This is a genomic window from Pedobacter sp. HMWF019 (assembly GCF_003061025.1).
Classification (GTDB): domain Bacteria; phylum Bacteroidota; class Bacteroidia; order Sphingobacteriales; family Sphingobacteriaceae; genus Pedobacter.
Map to the genome: position 1 here is coordinate 1 of NZ_QAIL01000421.1, position 2,374 is coordinate 2,374.

Here is a 2,374-nt window from a genome sequence, read left to right on the forward strand (position 1 = left end):
CTTTTGCGGAATTAAAAAAGAATAACTAATAGTATAACATATGTATTGGACATTAGAACTCGCATCGCATTTGGAAGACGCTCCATGGCCTGCAACAAAAGATGAATTAATTGATTACGGCATAAGATCAGGTGCTCCGGTAGAAGTTATTGAAAACTTACAAGCGCTGGAAGATGATGGTGAACCATATGAAACTATCGAAGAGATCTGGCCTGACTACCCTACTAAGGATGACTTCTTCTTTAACGAAGACGAATATTAAAAACCCATTTAAAGCCCCGCAAACTGCGGGGCTTTTTTATTTTTGGAACGAAGATTGTTTAGGTAATGTCAGGAAATGTTTAACGCATGCCAAATTTAATTAACAACTAAAAATCTACATTATGGGAAATTTACTTTATCTGGTTGCTGTGGTATTGGTCATACTATGGATCATTGGCTTTTTCTTTCACGGCTTTGGTGATGTCGGGGGCTTGATTCACATTCTATTAGTAATTGCTGTTATTGCAATTATCTTAAAAGTGATCAACAGAGCTGCTTAATATAATAGGAAAAAGCTCCTGAACATCAGGAGCTTTTTTTATGCTTGAACATTGACGCAATTTCTAAATCAAAAGGATGTGTGATTTTAATGTTTTCTCTTTCTCCTTCTATTAAATGGATCTTATAGCCTGCATGCTCCACTACTGAGGCGTCATCGGTGTAGTTATTTCTATATGGCTGTTTATAGGCCTTTTTGAGGAGGTCTGACTGAAAAGTCTGCGGGGTTTGTATCAGGTAAACCTCATCCCTGTTTAAAGCTTCATTTTTGTCCCCTTTTAAGGCCCTTACGGAGTCTGTCGGGTGAATTGCTGCGACAGCATTCCCGTTTTCTTCAGCGGCTTTAAAGCCGCGTTCTATCAGGTCTGCAGACAACAGGGGTCTTACTGCATCATGTACAGCAATTATGCTTTTACCCTTTGTGGCTTTTAGGCCATTCATTACAGAATGAAAACGCTGTTCTCCTCCTTTTATCACCTGATGAGGTATTTTAAAATTGTACTGCTCACATAATTCTTCCCAGCGGTGGTGTTCATGGATATTTAAGACGAGCAGAATTTCTGGCTGTAATTTGCATTGGTGAAAAATTTCAAGGGTATGCATTAAGATCGGCTTGTCTTCCAACAACAAAAACTGTTTTGCTATGGTTGCTTTCATCCTGCTTCCTGATCCTCCTGCAACTATTATTGCATAATATTTCATCTGTATCTGTTAAGAATGGTTTAAACAAAAATAGGAGATCTCTCCCAATGGTTGAAATCTCCTATTTTGATGTTGTATGTTCTGTATTAGATGATCAGCATGGCATCACCATAGCTGTAGAAACGATATTTCTCTTTTAAAGCTACCTCATATGCATGTCTCACATAATCGTAGCCTCCAAATGCACTTACCATCATCAGTAAAGTCGATTCTGGCGTGTGGAAATTGGTAATCATGGAATTTGCAATGCTGAAATCATACGGAGGAAAGATAAACTTACTTGTCCAGTCATTTGCTGCTTTTAGTGTTCTTCCTGAAGATACTGCGGATTCGATGGCACGCATAGAAGTTGTACCTACTGCACAAATTTTTCTTTTTTGTTCCAGTGCTTTGTTTACGATATCAGCATCTTTTTGCTCAATAATGAATTGTTCAGAATCCATTTTGTGTTTGGTCAAATCTTCAACTTCAACAGATCTGAAGGTTCCTAAGCCCACGTGTAAAGTTACTTCCGCAAAGTTTACGCCTTTAAGTTCAAGTCTTTTCATTAGCTCACGGCTAAAGTGCAGACCTGCAGTAGGGGCAGCAACAGCACCTTCATGCTTTGCGAAAATAGTTTGATAGCGTTCTTTATCCTGAGCAGTAGCCTTTCTCTTAATGTATTTTGGAAGAGGTGTCTCTCCTAAAATTTCAATGTTCTTTCTGAATTCTTCATCTGTTCCGTCAAATAGAAAACGGATAGTACGACCTCTTGAGGTGGTGTTGTCAACAACTTCTGCAACCAGAAGGTCATCGTCACCAAAATATAATTTATTTCCAACACGGATTTTACGTGCAGGATCAACAAGAACGTCCCATAAACGCAGCTCTTTATTCAGTTCGCGGAGCAAAAATACTTCAATTGTAGCGCCTGTTTTTTCCTTGTTCCCGTATAAACGTGCAGGGAATACCTTCGTGTTGTTTAAGATCATCACATCATGATCATCAAAATAATCTAAAACATCTTTAAATATTTTATGTTCAATTTTGCCACTATCCTTATGCAAAACCATTAAACGGGCTTCGTCCCTTTGTTCTGAAGGATTATTGGCAACTAATGATTCAGGTAAATTAAACTTAAATTGAGATAACT

4 protein-coding genes are annotated in these 2,374 nt (G+C 38.2%); 2 read left to right on the forward strand and 2 right to left on the reverse strand.

The features are described 5' to 3' along the window. Positions 1 to 40 precede the first annotated feature (40 nt). Together DBR11_RS22410 and DBR11_RS22415 are read left to right on the forward strand one after the other, a co-directional pair. A complete protein-coding gene (locus DBR11_RS22410) occupies positions 41 to 262 on the forward strand; it encodes a DUF2795 domain-containing protein (protein ID WP_008240955.1) in 222 nt (73 codons plus the stop codon). Positions 263 to 383: 121 nt separating this feature from the next. Next, the gene (locus DBR11_RS22415) at positions 384 to 542 is read left to right on the forward strand and encodes a lmo0937 family membrane protein (protein ID WP_108554842.1); all 159 of its coding nucleotides are present in this window, start codon (positions 384 to 386) and stop codon (positions 540 to 542) included. A 25-nt stretch (positions 543 to 567) separates the two neighbouring features. Here the strand turns inward: DBR11_RS22415 and DBR11_RS22420 are convergent, their stop codons facing one another. Beyond that, positions 568 to 1,242: a 2-C-methyl-D-erythritol 4-phosphate cytidylyltransferase gene (locus DBR11_RS22420; protein WP_108554843.1), complete on the reverse strand. Its 675-nt coding sequence runs from the start codon at positions 1,240 to 1,242 to the stop codon at positions 568 to 570. 86 nt (positions 1,243 to 1,328) lie between these two features. Next, on the reverse strand, positions 1,329 to 2,374 hold a 1,046-nt coding region (gene queA / locus DBR11_RS22425), incomplete at its 5' end, for a tRNA preQ1(34) S-adenosylmethionine ribosyltransferase-isomerase QueA (RefSeq protein ID WP_108554844.1).